This window comes from Kribbella steppae, assembly GCF_004342025.1.
Classification (GTDB): Bacteria; Actinomycetota; Actinomycetes; order Propionibacteriales; family Kribbellaceae; genus Kribbella; species Kribbella steppae.
The window spans coordinates 323,662-348,708 of the sequence record NZ_SLWN01000007.1; the positions used below are offsets into that span (position 1 = coordinate 323,662).

The 25,047-nt window shown below is 68.4% G+C and carries 23 protein-coding genes; 5 read left to right on the top strand and 18 right to left on the bottom strand.

Annotated features, from left to right (window positions below):
* Window positions 1-18 precede the first annotated feature (18 nt).
* Entirely contained in the window at window positions 19-780 is a 762-nt protein-coding gene (locus tag EV652_RS22005; protein ID WP_132211065.1) for a phytanoyl-CoA dioxygenase family protein, read from the bottom strand.
* A gap of 119 nt (window positions 781-899) precedes the next feature.
* On the opposite strand from EV652_RS22005, the gene EV652_RS22010 reads away from it, so the two are divergent.
* Window positions 900-1,544, top strand: coding sequence for an AraC family transcriptional regulator (locus tag EV652_RS22010; protein ID WP_158441217.1), 645 nt, complete (start codon window positions 900-902; stop codon window positions 1,542-1,544).
* 233 nt (window positions 1,545-1,777) lie between these two features.
* Window positions 1,778-2,323, top strand: coding sequence for an NUDIX hydrolase family protein (locus tag EV652_RS22015; protein WP_132211067.1), 546 nt, complete (start codon window positions 1,778-1,780; stop codon window positions 2,321-2,323).
* On the opposite strand, the gene EV652_RS22020 is transcribed toward EV652_RS22015, so the two are convergent.
* Entirely contained in the window at window positions 2,324-3,052 is a 729-nt protein-coding gene (locus tag EV652_RS22020; RefSeq protein WP_132211068.1) for an SDR family oxidoreductase, read from the bottom strand.
* Window positions 3,053-3,153: 101 nt separating this feature from the next.
* On the opposite strand from EV652_RS22020, the gene EV652_RS22025 reads away from it, so the two are divergent.
* Window positions 3,154-3,996: a helix-turn-helix transcriptional regulator gene (locus EV652_RS22025; RefSeq protein ID WP_132211069.1), complete on the top strand. Its 843-nt coding sequence runs from the start codon at window positions 3,154-3,156 to the stop codon at window positions 3,994-3,996.
* 321 nt (window positions 3,997-4,317) lie between these two features.
* Here the strand turns inward: EV652_RS22025 and EV652_RS22030 are convergent, their stop codons facing one another.
* Window positions 4,318-7,680 (bottom strand): CARDB domain-containing protein, encoded by a 3,363-nt coding sequence (locus tag EV652_RS22030; protein ID WP_132211070.1) that lies wholly within the window; start codon window positions 7,678-7,680, stop codon window positions 4,318-4,320.
* Window positions 7,681-7,887: 207 nt separating this feature from the next.
* The gene (locus EV652_RS22035; protein WP_439649072.1) at window positions 7,888-9,678 is read right to left on the bottom strand and encodes a DEAD/DEAH box helicase; all 1,791 of its coding nucleotides are present in this window, start codon (window positions 9,676-9,678) and stop codon (window positions 7,888-7,890) included.
* Between the two features lie 148 nt (window positions 9,679-9,826).
* Between EV652_RS22035 and EV652_RS22040 the strand changes: the two genes are divergently transcribed.
* On the top strand, window positions 9,827-10,099 hold the full coding sequence (locus EV652_RS22040; RefSeq protein ID WP_132211072.1) for a DUF3039 domain-containing protein: 273 nt from the start codon (window positions 9,827-9,829) through the stop codon (window positions 10,097-10,099).
* 39 nt (window positions 10,100-10,138) lie between these two features.
* On the opposite strand, the gene EV652_RS22045 is transcribed toward EV652_RS22040, so the two are convergent.
* Genes EV652_RS22045 through EV652_RS22055 form a run of 3 tightly spaced genes read right to left on the bottom strand, consistent with a single transcriptional unit; the run spans window position 10,139 to window position 12,524 of the window.
* Window positions 10,139-10,696 (bottom strand): YqgE/AlgH family protein, encoded by a 558-nt coding sequence (locus EV652_RS22045; RefSeq protein ID WP_132211073.1) that lies wholly within the window; start codon window positions 10,694-10,696, stop codon window positions 10,139-10,141.
* Entirely contained in the window at window positions 10,693-11,100 is a 408-nt protein-coding gene (locus tag EV652_RS22050) for a VanZ family protein (protein ID WP_242001912.1), read from the bottom strand. The genes EV652_RS22045 and EV652_RS22050 overlap by 4 nt, the downstream gene beginning before the upstream one ends.
* Window positions 11,097-12,524, bottom strand: coding sequence for an NAD-dependent malic enzyme (locus tag EV652_RS22055; RefSeq protein WP_132211074.1), 1,428 nt, complete (start codon window positions 12,522-12,524; stop codon window positions 11,097-11,099). The genes EV652_RS22050 and EV652_RS22055 overlap by 4 nt, the downstream gene beginning before the upstream one ends.
* Before the next feature lie 142 nt (window positions 12,525-12,666).
* Here EV652_RS22055 and EV652_RS22060 point away from each other — a divergent pair, with 142 nt between their 5' ends.
* Window positions 12,667-13,662 carry a LacI family DNA-binding transcriptional regulator gene (locus EV652_RS22060; RefSeq protein ID WP_132211075.1) on the top strand — a complete coding sequence of 332 codons (996 nt, stop codon included), beginning with the start codon at window positions 12,667-12,669 and terminating at the stop codon, window positions 13,660-13,662.
* A gap of 76 nt (window positions 13,663-13,738) precedes the next feature.
* On the opposite strand, the gene EV652_RS22065 is transcribed toward EV652_RS22060, so the two are convergent.
* From EV652_RS22065 to EV652_RS22115, 11 genes are all read right to left on the bottom strand, one after another.
* Window positions 13,739-14,746: a substrate-binding domain-containing protein gene (locus EV652_RS22065; RefSeq protein ID WP_132211076.1), complete on the bottom strand. Its 1,008-nt coding sequence runs from the start codon at window positions 14,744-14,746 to the stop codon at window positions 13,739-13,741.
* 12 nt (window positions 14,747-14,758) lie between these two features.
* Window positions 14,759-15,790: an ABC transporter permease gene (locus EV652_RS22070; protein WP_132211077.1), complete on the bottom strand. Its 1,032-nt coding sequence runs from the start codon at window positions 15,788-15,790 to the stop codon at window positions 14,759-14,761.
* Complete coding sequence (locus EV652_RS22075) at window positions 15,787-17,361, bottom strand: sugar ABC transporter ATP-binding protein (protein WP_132211078.1); 1,575 nt, start codon at window positions 17,359-17,361, stop codon at window positions 15,787-15,789. The genes EV652_RS22070 and EV652_RS22075 overlap by 4 nt, the downstream gene beginning before the upstream one ends.
* 226 nt (window positions 17,362-17,587) lie before the next feature.
* Window positions 17,588-19,096 carry an ABC transporter substrate-binding protein gene (locus EV652_RS22080; RefSeq protein ID WP_132211079.1) on the bottom strand — a complete coding sequence of 503 codons (1,509 nt, stop codon included), beginning with the start codon at window positions 19,094-19,096 and terminating at the stop codon, window positions 17,588-17,590.
* 28 nt (window positions 19,097-19,124) lie between these two features.
* Window positions 19,125-19,904: an endonuclease/exonuclease/phosphatase family protein gene (locus EV652_RS22085; protein WP_132211080.1), complete on the bottom strand. Its 780-nt coding sequence runs from the start codon at window positions 19,902-19,904 to the stop codon at window positions 19,125-19,127.
* Window positions 19,901-20,536: a histidine phosphatase family protein gene (locus EV652_RS22090; RefSeq protein WP_132211081.1), complete on the bottom strand. Its 636-nt coding sequence runs from the start codon at window positions 20,534-20,536 to the stop codon at window positions 19,901-19,903. The genes EV652_RS22085 and EV652_RS22090 overlap by 4 nt, the downstream gene beginning before the upstream one ends.
* A complete protein-coding gene (locus EV652_RS22095) occupies window positions 20,533-21,558 on the bottom strand; it encodes an ABC transporter ATP-binding protein (RefSeq protein WP_132211082.1) in 1,026 nt (341 codons plus the stop codon). Before EV652_RS22095 ends, EV652_RS22090 begins: the two co-directional genes overlap by 4 nt.
* Complete coding sequence (locus EV652_RS22100) at window positions 21,548-22,537, bottom strand: ABC transporter ATP-binding protein (protein WP_132211083.1); 990 nt, start codon at window positions 22,535-22,537, stop codon at window positions 21,548-21,550. The genes EV652_RS22095 and EV652_RS22100 overlap by 11 nt, the downstream gene beginning before the upstream one ends.
* On the bottom strand, window positions 22,538-23,413 hold the full coding sequence (locus tag EV652_RS22105; RefSeq protein ID WP_199238328.1) for an ABC transporter permease: 876 nt from the start codon (window positions 23,411-23,413) through the stop codon (window positions 22,538-22,540). It abuts the gene before it with no gap.
* Between the two features lie 13 nt (window positions 23,414-23,426).
* A complete protein-coding gene (gene nikB, locus EV652_RS22110) occupies window positions 23,427-24,353 on the bottom strand; it encodes a nickel ABC transporter permease (RefSeq protein ID WP_132211084.1) in 927 nt (308 codons plus the stop codon).
* On the bottom strand, window positions 24,353-25,012 hold the full coding sequence (locus EV652_RS22115; RefSeq protein WP_132211085.1) for a helix-turn-helix domain-containing protein: 660 nt from the start codon (window positions 25,010-25,012) through the stop codon (window positions 24,353-24,355). Before EV652_RS22115 ends, nikB begins: the two co-directional genes overlap by 1 nt.
* Between the last annotated feature and the right edge of the window lie 35 nt (window positions 25,013-25,047).

The following is a 25,047-nucleotide window of genomic DNA, read 5'->3' on the forward strand; positions in this document are numbered from 1 at the left end:
GTCACGACGTGAAAATATTCAGACCCGAGGGAAGAGTTCGTGCTCGAGCGGCTCGCCGACGGTCAGCCCGAGCCCGTCGGTGACGACATGGGCCGCACCCGTGTACGTCGCCTCGGCGTCGATGTAGATCGCCACGTGCGCGATCCGTGGGTCGTCGGTCAGGTTGGGCGTCGCGGAGTGCGCCAGGTACGCGTTGTGGAAGGTGCAGTCACCGGCCCGCAGCGGGATCGTCGTGCGCTCCTCCCAGCGCAGATCGGGCGACGCCCGGAACAGGTCGTCCCGATCGGACAGATCCTGTCGGCGCAGATCCTTGTGGTCGTGCGACCCCGGGATGAAGGTCATGCATCCGCGCTCCACCGGTACGTCGACCAGCGCCACCCACACCGACAACGAGTGCCGCGAACCACCATGCGGCCAGTACGGCGCGTCCTGGTGGAACTCGGTCGCCGCGCCGTTGTGCGGAGGCTTGATCAGCAACTGGTCGTGCCACAACCGCAGCGGCACCCCGGCCAGCGCGGTCGCCGCGGCGGCGAGTCGCGAGTCCAGGGTGAGTTCGCGGAGTACGTCGTCCTGTCGCCAGATGTTGACGTACTGGTTGAAGATCGCCGAGCCGGTGAAGTTGTCCTCAGCGACTCTGGTCGCAGCCGTGGCCGCGTCCCGGAAGCGGGCCGCCTCGTCGGCGGTGATGATGTTCCGGATCCGGACGACGCCGTCGCGGCGATAGGCCGAAATGGTCTCTTCGTCCAGGGTGACGGCTGTCGTAGGGTCGGTGGTGGTCATCGGTAGGCTCCTCGGAATCCGTGGCCAGGTTGGTAGTTCCAGCCTCGCCCGGATCGCCTCCCGGAGACAGGCAACCGTTGACCGATACTTGACTGATCTTGACCTGACAGGTGGTCGATGTGCACGAGATCCTCAGCAGCGAGGTCTTCCCCGACCAGCGCCTGCCGGTCGCCGGCGACCGTATCGAACTCGTGGCCGACGTGGCTCCGCACAGTCACGCGTTCTTCGAGATCGCCGTCGTCCTCGCCGGGCGGGGCATCCATCTCTCGGCCGCCGGCGAGGTACCGCTCCAGCGCGACTCGGTCGTCGTCCTCCGGCCGGGCGAGTGGCACGGGTACACCGGCTGTGACGGGCTGGTGGTGCGCAACGCCTATCTCGGAGCGGACATCTTCGCCTTCCTGTCCGGAGCGCTGATCCCCGGCGACACAGCGCCGTACCCGGCGCACCCGGCCGTCCAGCACGCGATGAGATTGCTGGAGGCAAGTATCGACGAACCGTGGACGCTCGACCGGCTGGCCGCTGCGGTGAACCTCGCTCCCAGCTACCTGATCCGCCTGTTCGGGCGGACCGCCGGGATCTCACCGATGGCCTACCTCAACCGGATCCGCGCCGAGCGCGCCGCCGGTCTGCTGATCGAGACGGATCTGCCGATCGCGACGATCGGCGCGATGGTCGGCTGGCACGACCCCAGTCATGCCAGCCGACGCTTCCACGCCGTCTTCGGTCTCAGCCCATCCCGCTACCGCTCGACCTTCCGCCCGTAGCACTGCACCGGCGAGGCGCCCGACCAGGGCAACCGGCAGAGCGGCCGCGGCCGGCGGGACAAGCGCGGCTGACGGTTCGACCACGGCTGACGGTTCGACCGTGGCCAGCGGGTCGACCGCGACTGACCGATCGGCCGCGGCCGACCTGTCGACCGCGGCCGGCGGTGGAGCGGCGACGCGCGGACGTGGGGCTGGCCGAGCGGGCGTTCGGGGCGGTGGGCAAAGATGTCACCATGAGTTCCCTTCGCACCCCTGACCCGAACCCCGGTTGGCTGTCCGAGTTCGCGCTCGAAGAGACACGCTCACGGGTGCCGATCCTGTACGTCGAGGCCGTCCCGACCCGCGTCGATGCCGCCGGGCAGATCGAGCACGTCGGGGTGCTGCTGCGCGGATCGGCCGCGACCGGCCAGATCACCCGGACCCTGGTGTCGGGTCGCGTCTTCCACGGAGAGTCGATCCGTGACGCCCTGCAGCGCAACATCGAGAAGGATCTCGGCCCGGCCGCGTTCCCACGGCTGCCGGTCAGCCCGGTCCCGTTCACCGTCGCCGAGTACTTCCCGCTGCCCGGTGTCACCCCGCTGCACGACCCGCGTCAGCACGCCGTCGCCCTCGTGTACGTCGTACCGGTGACCGGCGAATGCAACCCGCGCCAGGACGCGCTCGAACTCACCTGGCTGACCCCGAAAGAGGCCCTCGAGCCGAGCCTGCTGGCCGACCTCGAAGGTGGCCGCGGACAGCTGCTCAAGCAGGCACTCGCTTGGTCCGGCGCTCTGGTCTGATCACCAAGGCAACCGTCCTTCCTCGGCGTGCACCTCGCCGGTTGGACCGTCAGCGCCGAGCGTCGCGAACCGCACCGCAACAGCCGCGCCCTGTTGTGGTGTGCGCGGCGCATCCCACCCACCCATGTCGGTTGCGCAGTTGCCGGGATCGGCCGCGTTCACCAGGATCCCGGTCCCGCGCAACTCGTTGGCGAGCATCACGGTCACCATGTTCACCGCCGCCTTCGACGCGTTGTAGCCCAAGGTCAGGATCGTCGACATCCGCGACTCCGGATCCCCGACCAGCTCGAACGACGCCAGTGCGGTCGACAGGTTCACGATCCGCGCTCGCTCCGCCGTCCGCAGCAACGGCAGCATCGCCTGGGTCACCCCGACCAGCCCGATCACATTCGTCTCGAACGCCTCCCGCAGTACGTCGCCCGCCACCCGCGACACCGCGTCGTCGCCCGGCGGGATGATGGCTGCGTTGTTCACCAGTACGTCGAGCCGCCCGTACTTCTCCTCGATCCAGCCGGCCGCCGCCCGCACCGATTCCTCGTCCGTCACCTCCAGTTTCACTGCTGCCGCTTCGTAGCCCTCGGCAACCAACTCCTTCGCCGCGAGCTCACCTCGGGCCAGATCCCGGGATCCGGCCAGCACGGTGAACCCGGCCTGCCCGAGCTGCCGTGCGATCTCCTTGCCGATGCCTGTGTTGGCGCCCGTGACGAGGGCGATCTTGTTCGTGTCCATGCGGTCCAGGCTGCGGCCGTCCGGCGTACTCAGGCAGAGCGAGCTGAACCTGGGATCGACAGTCCCTGGTTGAGGTTTGCCGCGGCTGGAATCCTTGGGTCATGGATCGGGGACAGCTCGCGGAGTTCTTACGGGTACGGCGGGAGGCGCTGAAGCCCGCCGAGGTCGGCCTGCCCGCAGGCCTGCGGCGGCGGACGCCCGGGCTGCGCCGGGAGGAGGTCGCGAGCCTGGCCACCATGTCGACCGACTACTACACCCGGCTCGAGCAGGGTCGCGGTCCACGCCCCTCCCGGCCGGTGCTGACCGGTCTCGCCCGCGCGCTGCGGCTGAACGACGACCAGCGCGACCACCTGTTCCGCCTCGCGGGTGAGCAGCCTGGCCCGCCGCCCGGCCCACCGAGTGACGTGCGGATCGGCATCCTGCGGATGCTGGCGCGGCTCGACGTCCCCGGCCTGGTCCTCGACGCGAAGTACGACGTCCTCGCCTGGAACCCGCTGTCCGCCGCCCTGATCACGGACTTCTCCGCGTTGCCGGTGAAACAGCGCAACCTGCTCCGGCTGCGGTTCCTGTCCGGCGATCGGCAGGCCGAGCGGTTCGGCGAGCGGGCGACCCACGACTTCGCCTTCGAGGCCGCGGCGGACCTGCGAGCGGCGACCGGCAGGTATCCGAACGACCCCGCGATCGCCGAGCTGGTCGCGGACCTGTGCGCGGGGAGCGAGGAGTTCGCCACGATCTGGTCGTTCCACGACGTGTCCCGGCAGCACAGCATGTGCCAGACGATCTACCACCCCACCGTCGGCCGGATCGACGTGATCTGCGAAGTGCTCGTCGTCCCCGAGCGCGACCAGCGCGTCATCCTCTACACCACCGAACCCGGCTCACCCTCCGAGCAATCGCTGCGCCTGCTCAGCGTGATCGGCACCCAGACGATGTCCGAGGCTTGACAACCGAGCAGCACTCAAGCGACCGTTTGACCGTCAAATTCTGACGGAAGATTCTGCCAGGGCGCGTACTCCAGTACCGGCGACGCCCTCATCCTCGATCTCTTCGTCTACGCGAAGATCCCGCCTGACGTGACCACCGAGTCGATGTAGCTCGACCACGTCCGCGTCTACCGCCCGGCGCAACGAACGCGACCGGGGGTGAGCGCCCCCGCACCCTCGGACGGGGTGCGGGGGCTCGGGAAGCCACCGCGCCGGGGCCGCCGCCCAGTGACGTTGCCCAGTGACGTTGCCCAGTGACGTTGCCCAGTGACGTTGCCGGGGCTACTGGCCGGTGAAGGTGAACGTGGAGCCGGGTTCCTTCACGATGTCGCCGTCGCGCGAGTTCGTGACGGTGACATTGCTCAGCACCGCGTTGCCCCGCGCGCCGCCCATCGCAAGGATGCCGGAGCCGTTGTTCGACTTGTCGATCCGGATATTGGTGAGGGCCACGTTCGGCATCTCACCGCCGCCGGTCTTGAACTGGATCCCGTCGTACGTCGAGTCGTGGATCTCGGTGTCGCGGATCGTCACCCCGGTGATCGGCAGGTTCGACGGGAACAGCGTGATCGCACCGAACTCCTGGTCCTCGTTCCAGAACACCCCGCCACAGCGATACAGCGCGTTGTTGGCGATCAGCGTCGTCCCGGAGAACGGCAACGGGTCGTGGTCGGTCGCCAGCATGATGCCGGAGTAGTTCATCGTGTCGTAGATCAGGTTGTTCTCGATCTTGTTGCCGTAGCCGCCGTAGATCGCGATGCCGTTGGCGCGCCACGGCAGCTGGATCGTGTTGTTGGTGAACGCGTTGTCGTGGCCGATGTCGACCGACTGGTCCTTGACGTACTTGCTGGCCCAGACCGCCAGCGCGTCATCGCCGGTGGTACGGAAGGACGAGTTGAACACCTTCGAGTTGCGGGTGCCGTTGGCGAAGTTGATCCCGTCGGCGTAGGTGTCGCGGATCCGCATCCCGCTGAACTCCAGCCCGTCGCCGGGTCCCCACAACTCCTGGATGTTGTCGTAGTCGCGGCCGACCCAGACCCCGACATTGGCGTGTTCGATCCAGACGTTGCTGACCTTGGTCCCGGTACCGAACCGGCCGTTCAGCGCCACACCACCCTCGGCATTGCCGTCACCGCCGCGGATCCGGCCGGATCCGAAGATCGCGATATCCGACAACTGCACATTCTTGTCGATGTCGAAACCGAAGTTGCCCTCGTGCGGATGGTTGATCCCGCCGGCGTTCTGCGGCTCGATGGTCGAGTAGAGCTGGGAGTGCCACATGCCAGCGCCGCGGATGGTGGTGTTGCTGATCCCGACCTGGTTGTACTGACCCCGGTTCAGCGGGTCGTCGGTGAGGATCTTCTTCTCCTGCCGCCACTGGCCGGCCGGGATCCAGACACAGCTGATCACGCCGTTCTGGTCGTCGGTGACGGCCCGCTGGATCGCGTCCGCGTCGTCGACCCCGTCGTTCGGCACCGCGCCGTACTGGGTGATCGACGTACAGCCGGACGGCTGGGTGAGCGCCGGGGCGACCTGCTCCAGGTCGATCGTGTCGATGATGTAGAACCCGGCGTCGTCGCCGGAGTCGCGTTGCAACTTGAACTTGGTGCCGACCGGGTACGACGTCCCGAGAAGCGCATGTGATTCGTCGAAGAGACGGCGCGCGTCACCGCCGGGGGTGTTGGTGAGCGCCTCGGGTCCGTCGCTGTTGCCGTAGAGCCAGCTGTGACGCGACGACAGGTTCAGCTTCTGCTTGTAGACCCCGTTGACGTACAGGCTGATGGTCGCCTCGAGGCCCTGCCCGTTGGCCGAGTCGGGGATCGAGTTGCGGACCACGATCGAGTTGGTCGGCACGGTCGAGGTGAACTCGACGAACTGGCCGGTCGAGTTCAGCCGGATCGACTGCCGGCCGGACGACTCGGTGGCGAAGTTGGTGTGCCCGAAGGTCCGCAACGCATCCGCAGTGAGCAGCGCGCCGTTGTAGTCGGCTGCTTCCGCCTCGTACGACGTGTACGGCAGCGCGGCCCCGCGGCCGACCACGATCGACCGGCTGAGCGAGTTGTTGGTCTCGTTGGTCTCAGCAACGGTGTTGGTCGCGTCGGCGACAGCGGTCAGGGTGGCGCCGCCGTTGGTCGCCGTCCAGGTGCCGGTCATCGCGACAGTCACGGTCGCACCGGCCGCGATCGAGGCGGTGTTCGTGTTGAGCGTGGTGGTGCCGACGGTGAGCCGGGTGACGCTGGTGGCCCCGGAGGCCGCCGTACCGCGGTTGTTCACCGCGACGGTGAAGGAGACCTGGGCGCCGGGTAACGGGTTGGCCGGGTTGGAGGTGATCGCGGTGACTTGGAGATCCGGGCCGGCTGCCTGGCCGACAGTCAACTGGGTCGATGACTCGAGGGTGTTGTTGGTGTCGTTCTGCTCGACGACGGCGTTGGTGGGATCGGCCACCGCGGCGACCGTGTAGTTGCCTTGGGCACGGGTTCCGGCGCTGGCTGTGACAGTGGCCGAGGCGCCGGCCGCGAGCGCGCCGACGGAGGCCGTGCCGGCGACCGAGACGCCGAGGAGGAAGTTCAGACTGCTCGCCGGTGCGGCCGCGGTGCCGGAGTTCTTGACCGTGGCCGACAAGGTGATCGGCGTGGTCTCGGTCGGGTTGGCCGGGCTCCAGGTGACCGAGGTGACCACGAGGTCCGGGTTCGGCGCCGCCGTACCGAAGACCTGGAAGTCGGCGACCTGGCCGCCGGGCGCGCCGGTGTTGCTGAAGAACTGCAGCCGGACGTCGGCGTACTGGCCGGTCACCGGGATGGTGATCGAGTTCTGGTTGCCGGACGAGCTGAACTGGTAGTCGGTCCGCGCCACCAGCGACGTGAAGCCGGTGGCGGATTGCTCCCGGCCGAGCACCTGGATGCTCTGCGTCCGCGGCCCCCAGACCGGGTCGGGATTGAGCTTCACCACGATCGAGCTGAGGTCGGCGTTCGCGCCGAGCTTGACGGTCAGCGTGGCCGGGTAGCCGTTGGACTCCCAGTACGTACTGATGCTGCTGTCGTTCGCGTTCGTGGCGACGAAGTCGAACGCAGAAGACGACGCCTCGATCGGCTTCCCGGCGGCGAGATTCGTACCGGTCGGAGGCTCCACCGGCCCGCCACCAGGCCCGGCCAGGTCGAACTCCGACAGTTGTGCGGCCGGCCAACCGGTGTTCGCCGTGACGGTCAGCCGGACGTAGCGGGCCGACGTGGTGGCGAAGTCGATGGTGACGGTGTTGTTCGCGGCCGGCGCGAAGTTGTACGCCGTACTGCCGACGACAGTGCTGAACGAGGATCCGTTCGCGCTGCTCTGGACGGTGAGGGTCTGCGTTCGGGCGCCCCAGGAAGCGGGCAGCTTCAGGGTCACCTGGTTGACGTCGGTGACGGCGCCGAGATCGGCCTGGATCCACTGTGGGAGGGTGCTGTTGGAGCTCTCCCAGTAGGAGTTCTGGTTGGCGTCGGCGGCGTTGCCGCTCGGGTACGCACCGAGCGAACTGGAAGCCGACAGAGTCTTGGCGAGATTGGCGGTCACAGCTGCTTTTGCGGATCCGGGCAGCAGGCCGGCCACGATGAGCGCGGCCGCGAGCAGACCGACCAGGAGCCGCCAGGCGGGCTGGTTCTTCCGAGGCATGCGGTAGTCCTCCGTCGTTCGGGGCGGGGGGACGGACGGGTGCCGCACCGACAAGAGGTCTATTGAAATTGCGGGATCTTGCTAACTTCTTGCGGGGCGGTAGTCAGAGATTGCACTGCCCTGAGAGGTTCGTCAACAGTTCGCCGCGGCCGCACGCGAAAACACCCCACCCCTGGAACTCGGGGTGGGGTGCTGCCGGCGACGGGGTCAGGCGCGGCGCTGGGTGGCCCAGTCGCGGATGAGCTCGATGCGTTCCTTGAGCTGGGTGGAGGACGCGTGGGCCGCGGCAGGGCCGCCGAGCTTGCGGCGCAGGTCGTTGTGGATGACGCCGTGCGGCTGGCCGGTGCGGTGGTGCCAGGCGGCGACCAGACCGTTCAGCTCCCGTCTCAGCAGCGCGATCTGCTCGTGCGTCGCCAGCTCGGTCGGCGTCGGGTCCTCACGCTCCGACGACCCGCGCTGGGACCGCTTCTGCGCCGCGACCGACTTGGCCTGCCGCTTGCGGAGCAAGTCGCGGACCTGGTCCGGCTCCAGCAGCCCCGGCAGGCCGAGGAAGTCCAGCTCCTCGTCGGAGGCCATGTCGCCGCCGGTCCCGTAGTCGCCGCCGTCGAACACCACCCGGTCGAAGCTCGCGTCCGAGCCGAGCGCCTCGAACTTCGCCTCCAGTTCGTCACTGGCGCCCTCGGTCTGGTTCGCCTTCGCGAGCAGGTCGTCCTCGAGCGCGAAGATGTCGCCGTCGTCGCCTGCGTTCTTCCGGCCGAGCACGTGGTCGCGCTCGACCTCCATCTCGGCGGCGAAACTCAGCAGCCGGGTCACCGACGGCACGAACACCGACGCCGTCTCGCCCCGCTTGCGCGCTCGCACGAACCGGCCGACCGCCTGCGCGAAGAACAGCGGCGTCGACGTCGGTGTGGCGTACACACCGACCGCGAGCCGCGGCACGTCCACGCCCTCGCTCACCATCCGGACCGCGACCATCCAGCGCGAATCACCCTCGGAGAACTTCGCGATCTTCTTGCTGGCCGACTTCTCGTCGGACAGGACGACGGTCGGCGCTTCGCCGGTCAGCTCGCGCAGCGTCTTCGCGTACGCGCGGGCCGTGTTCTGGTCACCGGAGATGACCAGGGCGCCCGCGTCCGGCATGTGCCGTCGTACCTCGGTCAGCCGCTTGTCGGCAGCCGCCAGCACGGCCGGCATCCACTCGCCGGCCGGGTCGAGCGCCGTACGCAGCGCCTGGGCGGTCAGGTCCTTGGTCAGCGGCTCACCCAGCCGCGCCGCCACCTCGTCACCAGCCTTGGTCCGCCAGCGCATCTCACCGGAGTACGACATGAAGATCACCGGGCGTACGACGTGATCGCGCAGAGCGTGACCGTAGCCGTAGGTGTAGTCGGCCTTGCTCCGCGCGGCACCGTCCGGTCCGTGCTCGTAGGTGACGAACGGGATCGGGTTGTCGTCGCTGCGGAACGGCGTACCGGTCAGGCACAACCGCCTGGCCGCGGGCTCGAACGCCTCCCGGACGCCGTCGCCCCAGCTCAGCGCGTCGCCGCCGTGGTGCACCTCGTCCAGGATCACCAGCGTCTTGAACCGCTCGGTCCGGACCCGGAAGGCCAGCGGGTTGACCGCGATGCCCGCGTAGGTGACCGCGACGCCCTGGAAGTCCTTGTTGGTCTTCCCGCGCCGGCCGGCGAACGCCGGGTCGATCGCGATCCCGGCCTTGTCGGCCGCCTCGGCCCACTGGACCTTGAGGTGCTCGGTCGGCGTCACCACGGTGATCCGCTCGATCAGCCGCCGATGCAGCAGCTCGGCGGCGACGGTGAGCGCGAAGGTGGTCTTACCGGCTCCCGGTGTCGCGACCGCGAGGAAGTCCCTGGGCAGGCTGTCGAGATAGAGCTTGAGCGCCTCCGCCTGCCAGGCCCGCAGCTTGCTCGCGGTACCCCACGCAGCGCGGTCCGGGTAGGCCGGAGGTAGCACGGCTGGTGTCACTGGCGCGTGCGAATCCACGGACGGCATACTCCCCCGATAGTCGACTGTCGGCCGGGCAGGAACGTTACCTGACGTCGGCGACAAACCCCGACCGGCGTGTCGCAGTACGAGCTGTCTGTGGAGAAAGTTCCCGTGTCCGCTGGTGTGTCGGCCTACACTCGTGGGCATGAGTACTCAGCTGACCCCTGGGGCCGAGACGGTCGTCGACGAGCGGACGCAGCCGGCGCCGGCAGAGCCCGGCGATCACGAGCGGTTCTCGCACTACGTGCCGAAGGACAAGCTGACCGAGGCGATGGTGATGGGCACGCCGGTGGTCGCGCTGTGCGGAAAGGTGTGGGTGCCGAGCCGGGATCCGCAGCGATTCCCGGTCTGCCCGGAGTGCAAAGAGATCTGGGATTCGCTCAACCCCGGCGACGACAAGGGCGGCGACGACGAGTAGCGCCCCAGCCGGTGGTAGGCCGAGCGGATCGCCGCCCGGTCAGTTCTGGGTCGGGTCGTCCGGGTACGTCGCCAGATACGCCATCTGATCGTTCTGGCGCCGGAGCACCCGGCGCCACAGCCCGTCCGGGTGCAGGCTGAACACGTCGTCGGGTTCGGACTCGACGACGTACCAGGCACCCTCGGTGATCTCGCCCTCGAGTTGCCCGCTGGACCAACCGGCGTACCCGGCGAAGATGCGCATCCGCTGGATCGCGCCCTCCAGCAGCGCCGGCGGTACGTCGAGGTCGATCAGCCCGATCCGGCCGAAGCACTCGCGCCATCCCGGTGGGTCGGCCGACTCGATCACCTCGGCGACAGCGAGTGCGCTGTCGGTGCCGACCGGACCGCCCATGAAGAGCACACCGGGTTCGTTCACGGTGGTGGACCAGTCCGGGAGCACTCTGTCGACAGCCAAGTCGGCCGCGCGGTTCACCACCACCCCGAGGGCGCCATCGTCGTCGTGATCGAGCAGCAGGATCACTGACCGGCGGAAGGGCGGCTCGTCGAGCAGCGGGGTCGCCACCAACAGCGAACCGGTCAGGGTCGAGGCCGTCATGCCCCCATCATGTCGTGCCCGGCAACGTTTGTACTACGGACAACCTTGAACCCGAGCCACGCACCGACCGCGATGCCGACCAGATCGGCCACCACGTCGAACGGATCGCCACTGCGCTGCGGCAGGACGAAATGCTGGACGAGTTCACTGATCACCGCATTGCTGACCAGTGCCACCAGCAACCACCGCGCCGGTACGGCGGCCTTCAGCCCGAGGAACGCCACCGACCCGAACAGGAACAGGTGCGCGACCTTGTCGGCCAGCGGCAGCCCGACGTCCGGGCCGGCCTGCCGCGGCGAGTAGACGCCGTACAACTGCAGCAGGCAGGCCGCGACGAACCCGATCCGCCACAACCAGACCTTCACTCCCGACCTGGTCGTCGCCCCCGCCACGGAAACCGTCACGCCGGTGCGTCGTCCGGGTAGGTCTCGTGCGCCGGGGCCTTGCCGCCCGCGGCGTCCCGGACCGCGTGCGCCACCGAGTTGTGCACCTCCGGGTGGAAGACGCTCGGCACGATGTAGGTCGCGTTCAGCTCGTCGTCGGTGACGACACCGGCCAGCGCCTTCGCGGCGGCCAGCTCCATCTCGATCGACACCTTCGACGACTGTGCGTCCAGCAGGCCGCGGAAGACGCCCGGGAAGACCAGCACGTTGTTGATCTGGTTCGGGAAGTCGCTCCGGCCGGTGGCCACCACCGCCGCATGCTCGCCGGCTTCCGCGGGGTCGACCTCCGGCACCGGGTTGGCCAGCGCGAACACGATCGAGTCGTCGTTCATGGTGGCGATGTCCGCACCGGTCAGGATGTTCGGCGCCGACACCCCGATGAACACATCCGCCCCGGCCAGCGCGCCCTTCAGGTCGCCGCTGTACCGCGCCGCGTTGGTGTTCTCCGCGATCCAGCGCAGCTCCGGCGACAGGCCTTCGCGGTCCAGGTGGATGACCCCGGCGACGTCGGCCACGATCGTGTCCTTCACCCCGGCCGCGAGCAGCAGCTTCAGGATCGCCGTACCGGCCGCACCCGCACCGGACAGCACCACCCGCACGTTGCTGATGTCCTTGCTGACCACGCGCAGCGCGTTGTAGAGCGCACCCAGTACGACGACCGCCGTACCGTGCTGGTCGTCGTGGAAGACCGGGATGTCCAGCTCCTCGCGCAGCCTGGCCTCGATCTCGAAACAGCGCGGCGCGGAGATGTCCTCCAGGTTGATCCCCGCGAACCCAGGGGCGATCGCCTTGACGATCTGGACGATCGCGTCCGGGTCCTGGGTGTCCAGGCACAGCGGCCAGGCGTCGATCCCGGCGAACCGCTTGAACAGCGCCGCCTTGCCCTCCATCACCGGCAGCGCGGCCTTCGGGCCGATGTTGCCCAGGCCGAGGACGGCGGAACCGTCGGTGACGACCGCGACGCTGTTGCGCTTGATGGTCAGCCGGCGCGCGTCGTCGGGGTTGGCCGCGATCGCCAGGCAGACCCGGGCGACACCTGGCGTGTAGATCATCGACAGGTCGTCACGGTTGCGGATCGGGTGCTTGGCCTCCATCGAGATCTTGCCGCCGAGGTGCATCAGGAACGTCCGGTCCGACACCCGGTCGATCTCGACGCCCGGTACGGCGCGCATCGCCTCGACCAGCCGGCCGGCGTGCTCGGTATCGGCCGCGGCGCAGGTGACGTCGATCCGCAGCCGCTCGTGACCGGACGCGGTCACGTCGAGCGCGGTGACCAGACCGCCGGCCTGCTCGACCGCGGTCGTCAGCTTGCTCACCGTCGAGCCACCCGCGGGCACCTCGAGGCGAACGGTGATGGAGTACGAAACACTCGGCAAGGCAGTCACGCGGGTGATCCTCTCACGCCACTGGTAAAGCCCGAAGGTTGTGTTCGTAAAGAACAGAGCCTCCAGGGATGTTCTGGCACGGAAGGAAGCTGGGTAATCCATTACTCGGGCGGTTACTGTTCCCTCAGCGAAGGGAGACCTGGTGGCGACGATCAGTGATGTGGCGGCGCGGGCCGGGGTGTCCACCGCGACCGTTTCCCGGGCGCTGAACGGGAAGTCGACGGTCGATCGCGACCTGGTCGCCCGGGTCCGGAAGGCCGCCGAGGAGCTCGGCTACCAGCCGAACGGCCCGGCGCGGAACCTGCGCCGCCAGGAGGCCGCCGTGGTCGCGCTGATCATCTCCGACGTGGAGAACCCGTTCTTCACCGCGATCGCCCGCGGCGTCGAGGACGTCGCCCACGAGGTGGGCTACTCGGTCGTCCTGTGCAACTCCGACGAGAACGCCGAAAAGGAGAATCGCTACATCGACATCGCCATCCAGGAGCGCGTCGCCGGCGTGATCCTGTCCCCCAGCGGTACGACGAGCAGCGTGGCAAAGCTGGCAAGCCGCGGTACGGCGTACGTCGCGGTGGACCGTCCGCTGCCCGGACAGGACAGCGACGTGGTCCTGGTCGACACCCGCCTGGCCGCGAAGCAGGCGACCACGCATTTAGTTGCCCAAGGCTACGACCGTATCGGCTGCATCACCGGGCCGGCCGGCGTACGGACTGCGGACGACCGGCTCGCGGGCTATCGGGAGGCGTTGAAAGCGGCGAAGCACCGGAGCAGTCCAAGGCTGGTACGACGGACCGAGTACAAGGCCGCCGGTGCACGCCGAGCCGCGCAAGAGTTGCTGCGGCAGCCGGAGCCGCCGGATGCGCTGCTGATCGCGAACAGCGCGATGGCGGTGGGTGTGCTGCAGGCATTACAGGAGCTGAAGATCCGGCCGGGCCGTGATGTCGGGTTGGTCGCCTTCGACGATGCACCGTGGGCCGAACTGGTCGACCCACCACTCTCGGTCGTCGCCCAACCGGCGTACGAGATCGGAACGGTGGCGGCGCGGCTGCTGCTGGCGAGAATCGCCGACAGCACCCGAGCGCCGACCACCACGACCCTCGGTGCCCGCCTGCTGGAGCGCGGAAGCTCGCACAGGAAGTAGGCGGTGAGGGTGGGAGCCTGGCGCTCCCCCACCCCCACCACCTCGCACCGCAGCACCCCAGGCGCCGGGCGGTAGGTCAGCCGGTCGGGTTCTCCTCGGCGTAGATCTTGGCGGCGTTCTCCTTGTCGATCAGGCGGGTGGGGAGGATCTGCGACTTCTCGATCGTGCCGCAGTCGACCAGGATCTTCTTCGCGGCGGCGATGGCTTCCTTACCGTTGGTCGGGTAGGTGAAGGTGGCGCTCAGCCGGCCCTGCTCGACCGCCTTGATCCCGCCGGACGGGATCGGCAACGCGTCGATGCCGAGGAACTTCATCTCCTTCTCCCGGCCGACCGCCTTGGCCGCCAGGTACGCACCCTCGGCCATCGGGTCGTTGTGCGCGTAGACCACGTCGATCTTCGGGGTGGCCTTCAGCAGCGCGTCCATCTGCGCCTGGCCCTTCTCCCGCAGCCAGTCACCGCTGGCGTCGGCGACGATCTTGATCTTCGGGTTCGCCTTGATCGCGTCCACGAAGCCCTGGTGCCGCTCGGCCTGCGGGGTCGCACCGGCCAGACCCTTCAGCTCCACGATGTTTCCACCTTGCGGCAGCAGCTTCTCGGCGACGTACTTGCCGGCCTCGGAACCGATCTGCACGTTGTCGCCGCCGATGAAGCCGGTGAACGCGTCACCCTCGACCTTGCGGTCCAGCACGATCACCGGGATGCCCTTGTCATAGGCCTTCTTCACCACCGCGGTCAGCGGCTTGGCCTCGTTCGGGCTGATGATCAGCAGGTCGATCTGCTGGGTGATGTAGTTCTCCACGTCCGCGACCTGCTTGGCGTTGTCCTGCGCGGCGTCGGCGAATTTCACGTCGAACTGCGGCACCTCCACGGCTGCCGCCCGGATGTCGTCGTCCATCCGCTGCCGGTACGGCTCGGCCACGTTCGCCTGGCTCATCCCGATCGTGTACTTGCCGTCGGCACCCTTACACGACTTGGACGAGTCACCGGCGGGCGTGTCCGCGGTCCGTTCGCTGGTCGTCCCACAGCCGGCGAGTACCAGCGCGGCAACGGCCGCGGCGGCGAGGGGAATCTTGAGAGAGCGCATCGGGAACCTTCCTCACGAGGCGGGACGGAGTCGCTGCAGCGCGGCCGCGGCAACGATCACGAGTCCCTTGATCAGCAGCTGGATGTTGGAGTCGATGTTGTTCAGGGCAAGGATGTTGTTCAGTACGCCGAGCAGCAGCGCACCCGCGACCGTTCCGGCCACCGAGCCGCGGCCGCCGGCCAGGCTGGTCCCGCCGATCACTACGGCGGCGATCGCGTCGAGCTCGTAGCCGATCCCGTCGTTCGGGCTGCCCTGGTTCAGCTGGACGGCGTGCACGATGCCGGCCAGTGACGCGAGCAGCCCGCAGATGGCGAAGACCGCGATCTTCACCCGCACCACCGGTACGCCGGACAGCCGAGCCGCCTTCTCGTTGCCGCCGACGGCGTACAGATGCCGGGAGAACGCGCTGACCCGGAGGAACACGACGGCCGCGATCGCGACCACGGCGAAGATCAGCACCGGGATCGGGACCAGTCCGCCGAAGGTGCGTTCACCGAGGATCGCGAACGACTCCGGAGCCTCGTTCGGCCCGTCGCCGTACGCGATCGCGACGCCCTGCCCGCCCGACCAGATCCGCGCCAGTCCACGCGCTATCTGGAGGCCGGCCAAGGTCACGATGAACGACTGGATGCCGATCATCGCGGTGGCGACACCTTGCAGCGCACCGAAGACCAGGCCGATCGCGAGTACCAGCAGGACCGCCGGCAGGAAACCCCAGTCGTTCTCGACCATGAGGACGGCGGACCCCACCGCGGCCAGTCCGAGGACCGCGCCGACCGACAGGTCGATCCCGCCGATCAGGATCACGAACGTCATCCCGATCGCGATGATGCCGATCTCGGACACCGCCCGGACCACGTTGGCCAGGTTGTCCGCGCTGATGAACAGGATCTCGCCGTCCTTGCGTGGCGAGAAGATGATCGCCGCGATGAAGACCGCCAGCAGCCCGAACACACTCTGGAACCGGAACAGCGTGGCGACCACGCCGCCCGCGGACTTCTCCACCGGTGTCGCCGCGACGGTCTTGTCCTGTAGATCGGTCACTGCGCCCCTCCGACTTCCTCAGCTGTGAACAATTTCTCGAAGGTTGCGCCTTCTCCCATCGCGGCAGCGAGCAGATCCCCTTCGCCGGAGTCCGCCGTACTGAACGACGCGACGTCGCGCCCGTCCCGCAGTACGACGACCCGATCGCAGACGCCGATCAACTCCGGCAGCTCCGACGACGCGAGCAGTACGCCGAGGCCCTGGCCGGCGAGCTCGCCGAGCAGCCGGTAGATCTCGGCCTTGGCGCCGACGTCGACACCGCGGGTCGGTTCGTCGAGCAGCAGGAGCTTCGGCTCGGTCAGCAGCATCCGGCCGAACACGACCTTCTGCTGGTTGCCACCGGACAGCGTGCCGACTTCGTCCTGCAGCCGGCCGAACTTCAGCCGCAGCCGGCCCGCCATCCGCACCGACGCGGTCCGTTCCATCCGCCGCGCGATCACGCCCAGCCGCCCGTACGACGGCAGGCTTGAGACGACCGTGTTCGCGAGGATCGAGTGGAACAGGACCAGACCGGACGTACGACGGTCCTCGGGGACGAAACCGATGCCGTGGGCGAGTGCCTGGCGTGGTCGGCGAGGGCGGATCTCCTTGCCCTGCAGGACGATCCGGCCGGTCTGGGTGCCTGCGGGCGCAACGCCGTACAGGGTCTCGAGAAGTTCGGTGCGGCCGGCGCCGAGCAGGCCGGCCAGGCCGACGATCTCGCCGGAGCGGACGGTCAGCGAGATGCCTTCGGGGTCGCGGCGGCCCGGGCGCGGGCGACGGGCTTTCACGGCGAGGTTGTCGACCCGGAGGAGTTCGTCGCCGGTGTCGGCGTCGGGGGTGGTGAACATGGTCTGCACCGGACGGCCGACCATCGCCTCGACCACTTCGGCGGTGCTCAGCTTGCGCGGGTCGAAGCTGGTCACGATCTGGCCGTTGCGGAGCACGGTCGCGCGGTCGGCGACCTTGGCGATCTCCTCCATCCGGTGCGAGATGTAGACGATGCCGACACCGGACCTGCGGAGTTCGCGGATGACGTCGAAGAGGCGCTCGACCTCCGAGGTGGTGAGGGCGGAGGTCGGCTCGTCCATGATCAGTACGCGGGCGTCGAGGGAGATCGCCTTCGCGATGGTGACGAGTTGCTGCTCGCCGACCCTCAGCTCACCGACCGGCCGGCGCGGGTCGAGTTTGACGCCGCTGCGTTCGAGGAGGGCGCGGGACTCGCGGTCCATCCGGCGGCGGTCGACGGTGTGCAGCTTGGTGCGGAGTTCGCGGCCGAGGAAGACGTTGTCGGCGACCGACAGGCCGGGGACGAGGTCGAGTTCCTGGTGGATCATCGCGATGCCGGCCGCCTGCGCGTCGGTCGGTCCACCGAAGTGGACGGGCTCGCCGTTGATCTCGATCGTGCCGTCGTAGTCGGTGACGTCTCCGGACAGGATCTTCATCAACGTGCTCTTGCCGGCGCCGTTCTCCCCCAGCAACGCGTGCACCTCGCCCGCGCCTAGGGAGAAGTCGACCTCCCGGCACGCTTGCACCCCGCCGTACCGCTTCCCGATCCCGGACATTCGGACCAGGCCGGCGCCCTCGGCCATAACACCTCCGCCACCCGAGTAATCGATTTCCCGGACGCTAGACCGCCCCCTGGCTGCCCGTCAACCCCTCACCACCCGACCGGCCCGAACCGTGACTGGATGCCGGCCGCCGACGGCAGCTCCTCGGGGTGCGGACCGCCAGGCCACCACAATCAGCACGACGCCGCCCGCACGAGCGTGAACTCGCGCGGGCGGCGTCCGTTGTGATGGCCTGGCGGTCCGCCCCTCAGCTCCCGGAAACGGTGACCTTCGCGAACAACGGTCGCCCACTCGGCGGCATCACGAAGTCCTGGACTCGGGAGCGGACTGCGGAGTTGGAGGCCAGGTCGGCGGGGAAGATGCCGACCGCGTCAGACCACAGGATCTGGCCGGCCTCCTGGTAGAGCTTCGGGCGCTGGGCCTGGTCGACGGACGAGCGGGCGTCGAGGAGGAGCTTGTCCAGGGCCGGGTTGCAGTAGCCGTTGCGCTTGGCGGTGCAGACGTACAGGCGGGCGAGCGTGTAGTCGGCGTCGCCGGTGCCGGTGACGTTGGTCTGCAGGTTCATGTCCCAGTTGAGCTTGCCGAAGTCCTCCAGCCACTGGGCGCGTTCCTTCTCCAGCGGCTTCACGGTGACGCCGATCTTGGCCCAGTCCGAGATCATCGCCTGCGCCAGCGCCCGGATGTTCGGACCACCTTCCAGCGGCCACTGCATCGACGTACTGAACCCGTTCGGGAGCCCCGCCTCGGCCAGCAACTGCTTCGCCTTCGCCGGGTCATAGGGGTACGGCGACAGCTTCGGCGCACCGATCACGCCCTGCGCGAGCGGCGCCTGCGCCGGGGTGGCGAGATCGCCGAACAGATCCTTGACCGTGCTCTCCAGGTTGAGCGCGTGCCACATCGCCTGCCGGACCCGCTTGTCGTCGAACGGCTTGCGGTTGGAGTTGAACCAGTCGAAGTAGTACGTCCAGCTCGGCGTCGTCGAGTAGCTGATCCCGTCACTGCTCTTGACCGACCCGATCTGGTCCGGCGGAATCTGGGTGAGGACGTCGACCTCGCCGTTCTCCAGCGCGGTGATCCGCCCGGCGACCTCCGGGATGTTCACGAACTCCAGCTTGCTCAGCTGCGGCGCACCATCCCAGTACGACGGATTGGCCGCGAGCTCGAGCTTCTCGTCGGGCTGAAACGCCGCGACCGTGAACGGCCCGCTCCCGATCGGCTTGTTGAAGAACCCGTCGGCGTTGATCTTGCCGGCCGGCCCGATGAACAGCAGCGTCAGCGAACTCAGCAGCGTGCCGAGCGGCTTGCTCGTCTTCACCGTGACGGTCTGGTCGTCGGTCGCGGCGAACGACGTCACCGTCGCGTAGAGCGGGACGAGCGGACCGTCGAGCTTCGTGTGCCGTTCGTACGACGCCACGACGTCCTTCGCGGTGAACGGCGTACCGTCGGAGAACTTCACCTCGGTGCGCAGCTTGAACACCCACGTGGTCGGGTCCGGGTTCTCCCAGGAGGTGGCGAGTACCGGGACGATCTTGCCGTCGTCGACCCGGACGAGCGGTTCCATGATCTGCTGGATCGCGGTCTGCACGGCCTCCTCACCGGCGAACTTGTGGGTGTCGAGCGACACCGGGAACATCGCCGGTGCGTACCGCAGGACCTGTTCACCACTGCTCGGTTCACTCGCCGGCGAGCAGGCGCTCAGCCCGGCCGCCACGGTGGTCAGGGCGGCCAGCGCCCCGACGATTCGCTTCCTCAACACAGGGGTTCTCCTTTGCAGGGCAGGGCTCTCAGGTGAAGGTGTAGGTGGCGGCGACCGGGTAGTGATCGGAGGGGGCGCGGCCGTCGTGGAAGAACTCGACGACCTCGCTGGTCCGCGCGGCGAGCGGGCCGCGGGCGAAGATCCAGTCGATCGCCTTCGGTGGTGAGGCGAGCGGTGACAACCTGGTCCCGATCGGACCGGTCGCCACTGTCGGCACCACCGGATGGGTCACGGGGGAGTGCCGGCCGAGTGCGGTGAAACTGTCCAGGAACCCGGCGTTGCCGAGCTCCCACTGCGGTGGGCCGATGTCGTTGATGTCGACGGTGAACAGGCACGCACCGTCGCCGGCCAGCCGTTCCAGTGCGTCCGCGACAGCCCGGGCCTGACCGACCCGGCGGTTGCCGAGATCGGCCCGCTCGTCCGCATGCCCGGGCCAGGTCAGGTGCGCCGTACTGAACGTCAGTTCGTGCCCGTCGGCCGAGCGAAGCCGGACCCAGAACAGGCGCGCGTCGGGCGAGAGGATGCCGACATCCTCGGCGCCGGACTCGATCGGCGTGAACAGGTCGCGCCGCCACCACAGGTTGCTCTGAGTCTCCCAGCCTGCCGGCCCATCGACGCGATCGTGGGCCGGCAGCGCGTCGTCGAGCAGCTTGCGGGTACTCGGGCGGAGTTCCTGTACGGCGAGCAAATCCGGCGGACGGGTCGTGAACAGCGCGGTCAGCGCGTCCCGCCGGTTGTCGAGGTGGAAGTCGGCCCACAGGTTGTAGGTCATGGCCACGAAACTGAAGTTGCTCAGGGCAATCGTCATGAGGCTTCTCCGGATCCGGCGCCCGTCGACGTCGGCGCGTTGTAGGCAGTCAGCGTTGTTACCGCGAGTAAGTCGTCGACCTGGAGGGTCGTCAGCGAGCAGTTCACCGGCGGGTCCAGCGTCACTTCACCGCCCGGCGGCAGCCGCAACGTCGAAGCGGTCGCGACCCGGATCGGCCCACCATGCGTCACAACGAGGACTCGGTGAGCACCAGCGCCGGCGATGTCGCGGATCGCGTCCCACACGCGTTCTCGCAACTGGGCAAAGGTTTCGCCACCGCCCCGCGCGACATCTTCGCCGCGTGCGAACGCCGCGACGACATCGGGCTCCTCGGCCAGTACGTCGGCAAACGTCCGCCCGCCCCAGGTCCCGACGTCGATCTCCCGCCACCGTTTGTCGATTAGCACCTGCGGTCGGTCTTGGCTGTCGACGTACGGCTGGAGGGTCTCGGTCACCCGTTGCAGGTCGCTCGCGACGATCTGATCGAACGGTCCGGTGGCCAGCAGGTACTCCGCGGCCTGCTTGGCCTGCTGGTGTCCGAGTGGGCTCAGGCCCGTGCCCTGCTGGCCTTGGTATCTGTCCTCCGCGTTCCATAGCGACTCGCCGTGCCGGAGCATCACAAGTTCGGTCATCGGCCTGCCCCCGCAAGCTCGACGGCGAAGTGACACGCGGCTGGGTGGAGGTCGAGTCGCGTCTCCAGCGGCGGCTCTTTCCGTGCACAGATGTCCTCGGCCTTCCAGCAGCGGGTGCGGAAGCGGCAGCCGGATGGCGGATCAGCCGGTGAGGGCACATCGCCGCCGATGATGATCGGCTCGCGGACCGGCTTGTCCCACGGCTTCGGATCCGGAACGGCGGACAGCAACGCCTGCGTATACGGATGCAACGGCCGGTTGAACAACTCGTCCTGCGTCGCAGTCTCCACCACCCGGCCGAGGTACATCACCGCGACCTGATCAGAGATATGCCGTACGACGGACAGGTCGTGCGCGATGAACAGGTACGCCAGGCCGAGATCGCGGCGCAGATCCGCGAGCAGGTTGAGCACCTGCGCCTGCACGGACACGTCGAGCGCCGATACAGCCTCGTCGCAGATCACCAGCTTCGGCCGCAACGCGAGGGCCCGGGCGATCCCGATCCGCTGCCGTTGACCGCCGGAGAACTGATGTGGGTACCGCTGCGCGTGGTCCGGGTTCAGGCCGACCCGCTCGAGCAGTTCACGCACCTCGACCCGGAAGCGGTTGCGCGGTACGACGTCCGGGTGGATCTCCCAGGCCTCGCTGATGATCTGCTCGACGGTCGCGCGCGGGTTCAACGACGCGTACGGATCCTGGAAGATCATCTGCAGCTGCCGGCGCACCCGCCGCATGGAGGCCTTGGGCAACGAAGTCAGTTCCTCGCCCTCGAACAGGATGCTGCCCGAGCGAGCCTTCTCCAGCCCGATGATGGTCCGTGCCACGGTCGACTTGCCCGACCCGGACTCCCCCACCAATCCGAGCGTCCCACCCGCCGGGATGTCGAAGGACACCCCCGCGACGGCCTGGATCTGCCCGACTGTCCGGCGAAGCACAGCGGACCGCAGCGGAAAGGAGGTGTGCAGATCGCGCACGGAAAGGAGAGGTTCGGGACCGGCGGAGGGTGGCAGCTCAGTGCGCATCCGTCAGGACTCCTTCCGGGTGGTGGCAGGCCGCGCGGTGGAGGTCGGGGCGACCGGGGAGCGCCAAGAGCGCGGGTTCCTCTTCGGCGCAGAGGGTGTCGGCGTAGCGGCAGCGGGGGCGGAAGGAGCAGCCGGATGGGAGGTCGAGCAGATCTGGCGGTGCGCCTTGGATCGGGGTGAGGCGTTCGCGCTCACCGCCGAGGATGGGGACCGAGCCCATCAGGCCCGCGGTGTACGGATGGCCGCTGTGTTCGTAGACCTCACGGATCGGCCCGGTCTCGACGACGCGACCGGCGTACATCAGTACGACGCGGTCGGCGACGTCAGCGACCACGCCGAGGTCATGCGTGATGAGCACGAGCGACATGCCCTCCTCGGCCTGCAACCGGCTGAGCAGGTCCATGATCTGCGCCTGCACGGTGACGTCGAGCGCGGTCGTCGGCTCGTCCGCGATCAACAGTCGCGGCGACAACGCGAGCGCCATCGCGATCATCACCCGCTGCCGCATCCCGCCGGAGAACTGATGCGGATAGTCGTCCAACCGCTTCGATGCCGCCGGAATCCCGACCCGTTGCATCAACTCCAGCGCAGCAGCACGAGCCTCCTTCCGCGACGCACCCCGGTGCCGCCGGAACATCTCCCCGATCTGCGCACCGACCCGGAACACCGGATTCAGCGAGCTCAACGGGTCCTGGAACACCATCGCGATCTCACGTCCGCGCAGGCCCTTCGCCGTACCGGGTGCCAGCAGGTCGCGGCCGTCGTACTCGATGGACCCGTCAGTGATCCGGCCCGCCGGCTTGGGCACGATGCCCATCACGGCCTGGGCGGTGACGCTCTTGCCGCTGCCCGATTCGCCAAGCAAGGCAACGGTCTCGCCCGGAGCGACCTCGAAGGACGCGCCGTCGACCGCGGTCACTGTGCCGGCGGACGTGGCGAACTCGACCCGGAGGTCGCGGACACTCAAGAGGGCACTCATTCACAGACTCCTCAGCCGCGGGTCGTAGCGGTCGCGCAACGCGTCGCCGAGGACGCCGAGCGAGACCACCAGGAAGGCCAGCGCGATCCCCGGCACGGTCGAGATCCACCACGCGTCGGCGAGGTAGTTGCGCCCGTTCGCGATCGTCACGCCCCAGCTCGGCGTGCTGGCCGGCGTACCAAGCCCGAGGAAGCTCAACGACGCCTCGGCCAGAATGACGTGCCCGATCTCCACGGTCGCCACCACCAGCACCGGGGCCACACACGCCGGCAACACACAGCGCGAGATCAACCGCCACGTGCCCGCGCCCAGCGTCCGGGACGCGTCGACGAACTCACGCCGCCGCGTCGACAAGGCCTGACCGCGCGCGACGCGGGCGAACGTGACCCAGTTCGATACCGCCAGCACGATCACCACGTTCACCACCGAGGGACCGAGCAACGCGGCGATGAAGATCGCCAGCAGGATCGAGGGAAACGCCAACTGGATGTCGGCCAGGCGCATCAGTACGCCGTCCAGCCAGCCGCCGAAGTAGCCGGCGGCCAGTCCGATCGTGACCCCGATCGTCCCGGCCAGTACCAGTGTCGCCAGCCCGACCGCGATCGAGATCCTTGCCCCCTGCAACATCTGGGCGAGCAGGTCCTGGCCGACCTGGTCGGTGCCGAAGATCGCGAACGACCCGTCGGACAACCGGCTGAACGGCGGTTGGAGCCGGTCCGCCGTCCGAGTGTCGACCGGGTTGTACCGGACCAGCCACGGTCCGAAGATCGCGGCCACGACGTACACGGAGATCACGGCGAAGCCGAAGCGGATCCGGGCCGAACCGGCCCTGGCCCGGCGCCGGCTGCGCGCGATCGGGAGCGTTGCTGTTCTCACATCCACTGCCACTTCAGTCACCAGCCAGGCGGACCCGCGGGTCCAGGAAGCCGTAGAGCAGGTCCACGAGCAGATTGATGAAGACGAAGATGGTTGCCACCAGCAAGATCGACGCCTGGACGACGCCGTAGTCGCGGCGGCCGATCGAGTCGATCAGCAGGCGGCCGACACCCGGCCAGGCGAACACGGTCTCGACGATCACGGTGCCGCCGAGCAGTGCCCCGAACTGCAGGCCGACCACGGTGACGATCGGGATCAGCGCGTTCCGCAGGGCGTGGACGAGGATCACGATCCCCTCGCCGAGCCCTTTCGCCCGGGCCGTTTGCACATACCCCTCGTGCACGACCTCGAGCAGACCGCTGCGGGTCAGCCGAACGAGGATCGCCAGGAACGGCAGGGCGAGCGTGATCGTCGGCAACACAAGATGCGACCACGTCCCTGAGCCGGCACTCGGCAACACCTGTAGGCCGCGCGCGAACACCAGGATGAGCACGATCCCGAGCCAGAACGACGGTGTCGACTGCCCCATCAGCGAGAACACCGAGATAGACCGATCCACCCAGCTGTTCGCCCGCAGGGCCGCGATCACCCCGAGCGGCAACCCGATCAGCAACGACAGCAGCAGTGCGGTCGAGGCGAGCTGGATGGTGGCCGGAACCCGTTGCAGGACAAGGCTCATCGAGTCCGCGTTCAGCCGGAACGACTGCCCGAAGTCCAGGTGCACGACGTTCGCCAGGTACGTCGCATATTGCTGGATCAACGAGTGGTCGAGCCCGAGCTGCGCCCGCAGTGCGTCGACCTGCGCCTGATCCGCATCGGGCCCGAGCATGATGTACGCCGGGTCGCCGGGGACCAGCCGCAGTACGACGAAGATGATCGTCACCGCGCCCCACAGCACGAACAGCGAGAAGAACAACCGCCGGACGACGTACGCCCCCATCAGACGCCGCTCCGCAGTACCGACACCACGCGTCGTACCTCCTCGATCGAACCGGCCTGGATCAGCTCCGCACCCAGCGCACCCGCACACCGCCCGGCGTTGTCCCGCACGGGTACGGCGACCATCCGCGGCAGCGACGCCACCGGACGCGAGTTGTGCGCGAAGCCGCTCAGCCGGACGCGCTGCAACGTGTCGAGCAGGTCAGGCGTGCCGGTCACCTCGCCAGCCGGCAGGGCCGACAGATACGCACGGCCGAGTGCGCTGCGGCGCAGCGAAACCGCATGCCCCGGCTGGACCGGGTCGCCCAGCGAGACGCCGGCTCCGGCAACAGCCGCGACCTGAAGCACGGTCCCCGCGGTCTTCGGCAGCGGCTTCGCCAGGACGACGAGCCGGCCGAGCCGATCACCCAGGTCGGTCAGCGACTGCTCCGGCCCGGCTCGACGCTGCGCTGTTCGACGCAGTGCGGCCAGGCCGTCCTGCGCCGTGTAGCGATGGTCATCGACCCGGTTGGCCAGGCCGTGCTCGCAGAACGTCGCGAGGATGCGATGCACGGTGCTCTTGTGCAGGCCGACGCTGACGGCCAGCTCGGTCACGCCGTACGCCCGGTCTTCGCGGTTCAGCTCGGCGAGCACGGTTAAGGCGCGGCTCAGCGACTGCATGGCGACCTCTTTCGAGCGGATGGGAGGTGCGCACC

Coding starts and splice junctions, on each gene's coding strand:
- EV652_RS22115 (WP_132211085.1), bottom strand. CDS start 25,012: ATGCAGTCGCTGAGCCGCGCCTTAACCGTGCTCGCCGAGCTGAACCGC.
- EV652_RS22065 (WP_132211076.1), bottom strand. CDS start 14,746: ATGCGCTCTCTCAAGATTCCCCTCGCCGCCGCGGCCGTTGCCGCGCTG.
- EV652_RS22085 (WP_132211080.1), bottom strand. CDS start 19,904: ATGACGATTGCCCTGAGCAACTTCAGTTTCGTGGCCATGACCTACAAC.
- EV652_RS22100 (WP_132211083.1), bottom strand. CDS start 22,537: ATGAGTGCCCTCTTGAGTGTCCGCGACCTCCGGGTCGAGTTCGCCACG.
- EV652_RS22020 (WP_132211068.1), bottom strand. CDS start 3,052: ATGGACACGAACAAGATCGCCCTCGTCACGGGCGCCAACACAGGCATC.
- EV652_RS22015 (WP_132211067.1), top strand. CDS start 1,778: ATGAGTTCCCTTCGCACCCCTGACCCGAACCCCGGTTGGCTGTCCGAG.
- EV652_RS22030 (WP_132211070.1), bottom strand. CDS start 7,680: ATGCCTCGGAAGAACCAGCCCGCCTGGCGGCTCCTGGTCGGTCTGCTC.
- EV652_RS22005 (WP_132211065.1), bottom strand. CDS start 780: ATGACCACCACCGACCCTACGACAGCCGTCACCCTGGACGAAGAGACC.
- EV652_RS22075 (WP_132211078.1), bottom strand. CDS start 17,361: ATGGCCGAGGGCGCCGGCCTGGTCCGAATGTCCGGGATCGGGAAGCGG.
- EV652_RS22095 (WP_132211082.1), bottom strand. CDS start 21,558: ATGCGCACTGAGCTGCCACCCTCCGCCGGTCCCGAACCTCTCCTTTCC.
- nikB (WP_132211084.1), bottom strand. CDS start 24,353: ATGGGGGCGTACGTCGTCCGGCGGTTGTTCTTCTCGCTGTTCGTGCTG.
- EV652_RS22045 (WP_132211073.1), bottom strand. CDS start 10,696: ATGACGGCCTCGACCCTGACCGGTTCGCTGTTGGTGGCGACCCCGCTG.
- EV652_RS22040 (WP_132211072.1), top strand. CDS start 9,827: ATGAGTACTCAGCTGACCCCTGGGGCCGAGACGGTCGTCGACGAGCGG.
- EV652_RS22025 (WP_132211069.1), top strand. CDS start 3,154: ATGGATCGGGGACAGCTCGCGGAGTTCTTACGGGTACGGCGGGAGGCG.
- EV652_RS22090 (WP_132211081.1), bottom strand. CDS start 20,536: ATGACCGAACTTGTGATGCTCCGGCACGGCGAGTCGCTATGGAACGCG.